The organism is Mesorhizobium sp. M8A.F.Ca.ET.021.01.1.1, from assembly GCF_003998025.1.
Taxonomy (GTDB): Bacteria; Pseudomonadota; Alphaproteobacteria; order Rhizobiales; family Rhizobiaceae; genus Mesorhizobium.
In genome coordinates, this window is sequence record NZ_RZSJ01000787.1 from 1 (window position 1) to 2,200 (window position 2,200).

Annotated in this window: 2 protein-coding genes and 1 pseudogene; 1 reads left to right on the forward strand and 2 read right to left on the reverse strand. The window is 66.0% G+C overall.

Annotated elements, in window-relative coordinates; translation table 11 throughout:
• Positions 1-458 (reverse strand): LysR family transcriptional regulator (locus EOA36_RS33845; protein WP_145969469.1); only part of this gene is annotated, 458 nt, incomplete at its 3' end.
• A gap of 98 nt (positions 459-556) precedes the next feature.
• On the opposite strand from EOA36_RS33845, the gene EOA36_RS33850 reads away from it, so the two are divergent.
• Entirely contained in the window at positions 557-1,567 is a 1,011-nt protein-coding gene (locus EOA36_RS33850; RefSeq protein WP_127281060.1) for an NAD(P)-dependent alcohol dehydrogenase, read from the forward strand.
• Positions 1,568-1,732: 165 nt separating this feature from the next.
• On the opposite strand, the pseudogene EOA36_RS33855 reads toward EOA36_RS33850, so the two are convergent.
• Positions 1,733-2,170: pseudogene (locus EOA36_RS33855) on the reverse strand (molybdopterin cofactor-binding domain-containing protein); the annotation flags it as partial.
• Between the last annotated feature and the right edge of the window lie 30 nt (positions 2,171-2,200).

Genomic DNA, 2,200 nt, shown 5'->3' on the forward strand with positions numbered 1-2,200 from the left:
CCCAGCCGCACGGCGACATCGAAATTCTCGGCGACCAGATCGGTGAAGCGGTTGGAGAATTCAGCCTCGATGCGGACATCGGGAAATTCGGCAAGGAATTGAGGCAGCAGCGGCCCGATCCACATGCGCCCGAACGTGCCGGGCAGCGCCAGCCTGAGCAGGCCGCGCGGGCCGCCCCCGGCATGCGCGGACGCGATGGCCTCGGCCTCGTCGACGGATGCGAGAATGGCGCGCACACGCACCAGGAATTCGGCACCCGCTTCGGTCAGCGACACGCTGCGCGTCGTGCGCGAGATCAGCCTCACCCCCAGCCGCGCCTCCAGCGACTGCAGGCGCCGCGACAGGATGGTCGCGTCGCGCCCGACACGGGCCGCCGCCCTGGTGAAGGAACGCGCCTCGGCGATGGCGGCGAAGGCAGCCATCTCGGCAAGGGCCGCGGGTTCGTGAGATTGCTGCATTATTCACAGTTCTCAATTGCAGAAAACAAAGATTATCCAGAGATAGCGCAGCAAATAGGTTCACTCAATCCATCAAATCGTTCCACCGGAGTGAAATCATGAAAGCCATCGAACTCAGCCAGCCCAGGTTGGACGCCTTCCGCGCCGCCACCGTTGCAACTCCCGAACCGCAGCGCGGCGAGGTGCTGATCCGCCAGCGTGCGGCGAGCCTCAATTTCGTCGATGTGGCGGTGGCGAGCGGCAACTATCCCGGGCCTAGCTTCCCGCTCATCCCCGTCGCCGACGCCGCCGGCGAGATCGTCGCGCTGGGCGAGGGCGTTACGAGGCTCGCCATCGGCGATCGCGTCGTCGCGCATGCCAAGCCGCGCTGGATCGGCGGGCCGCCGCGGCCCTACGAGATGACGCAGATGCGCGGTGTTTCGCTGCCTGGATCGCTGACGGAATATGTCGCGCTGCCGGCAAATTCGGTGGTGCCGGTCCCGGCGCATCTGTCCTTCGAGGCGGCCTCGACGCTGCCGATCGCCGGCACCACCGCCTGGAACGCCATTCGCGCCGCCAATGTCGGTCCGGGCTCGGTCGTCGTGCTGCTTGGCACTGGCGGCGTCTCGATCTTCACCCTGCAGCTGGCGAAAGCCGCCGGCGCCACCGTCATCATCACCTCGTCGTCGGACGAAAAGCTGGAGCGGGCAAAGGCGCTCGGCGCCGATCATCTCATCAACTACCGCGCGACATCAGACTGGGACGGCAAGGTGCTGGAACTGACCGATGGCCGCGGCGCCGATCTTGTCGTCGAGACCGGCGGCACCGCCACCTTCGCCCGCGCCGTCAACGCCACCGCGCCCGGCGGCACGCTGTTCACTATCGGCTTCGTCACCGGCGCCGAAGCCACGATCAACCTGCTGCCGATCATCATCAAGGCGCTGAAGGTGGTCGGCAACAACACCGGATCGGTGTCCGATCTTTTCGACGCCGCCCGCGCCATCGGCGCGGCCCGGATCGAGCCGGTGGTCGACAAGGTGTTTTCACCTGGTCAAGCGACCGAAGCCTACGCCCACATGGCCGCCGGCGGCCTGCATTTCGGCAAGCTGGCGTTCGCATTGGAATGGTAGGGAAAGTGATCTCCCCCCTCGAGGGGGAGATGGCCGGCAGGCCAGAGGGGGTCGGTTCGACTGGGCGCGACTTTCTTGCGACGATCGGAGGTTAGCGCTTCACGTGAGACGACCCCCTCTGTCGCCTTCGGCGACATCTCCCCCTCGGGGGGGGAGATTACGCGCTCAGATCAGCTTCTCCAGCGTGATCGGCAGATCCCTGATCCGCTTTCCCGTCGCGTGGAACACCGCATTGGCGATGGCCGGCGCCATGCCGACGATCGCCAGTTCGCCGACGCCCTTGCCGCCGAGTACCGAGGAATGCAGGTCGGGGATGCCGACCGAGATCACCTCAATGTCGGGGATGTCGGCATTGGTGGGGACGAGATAGTCGGCGAGGTTGTTGTTGACGATGCGGCCGTGGCGGCGGTCGACGATGCCTTCTTCGAGCAGCGCCTGGCCGATGCCCATGATGATGCCGCCCTTCCATTGGCTTTCGGCCAGCTTCGGATTGTAGAGCCGGCCCGAATCCAGCGCCGAAACCACGCGCGACACGCGCACCGTGCCGAAATCCTCGTCGACGCGCACCTCGACGAAATGCGCGCACCAGGAGTGGCGGAAATTATGAGCCCCGTGGGGCGGTATCCGCCCTCA

Excerpts from the sequence above, each read along its gene's own strand:
- EOA36_RS33850 (WP_127281060.1), top strand. The coding sequence starts at position 557 with ATGAAAGCCATCGAACTCAGCCAGCCCAGGTTGGACGCCTTCCGCGCC.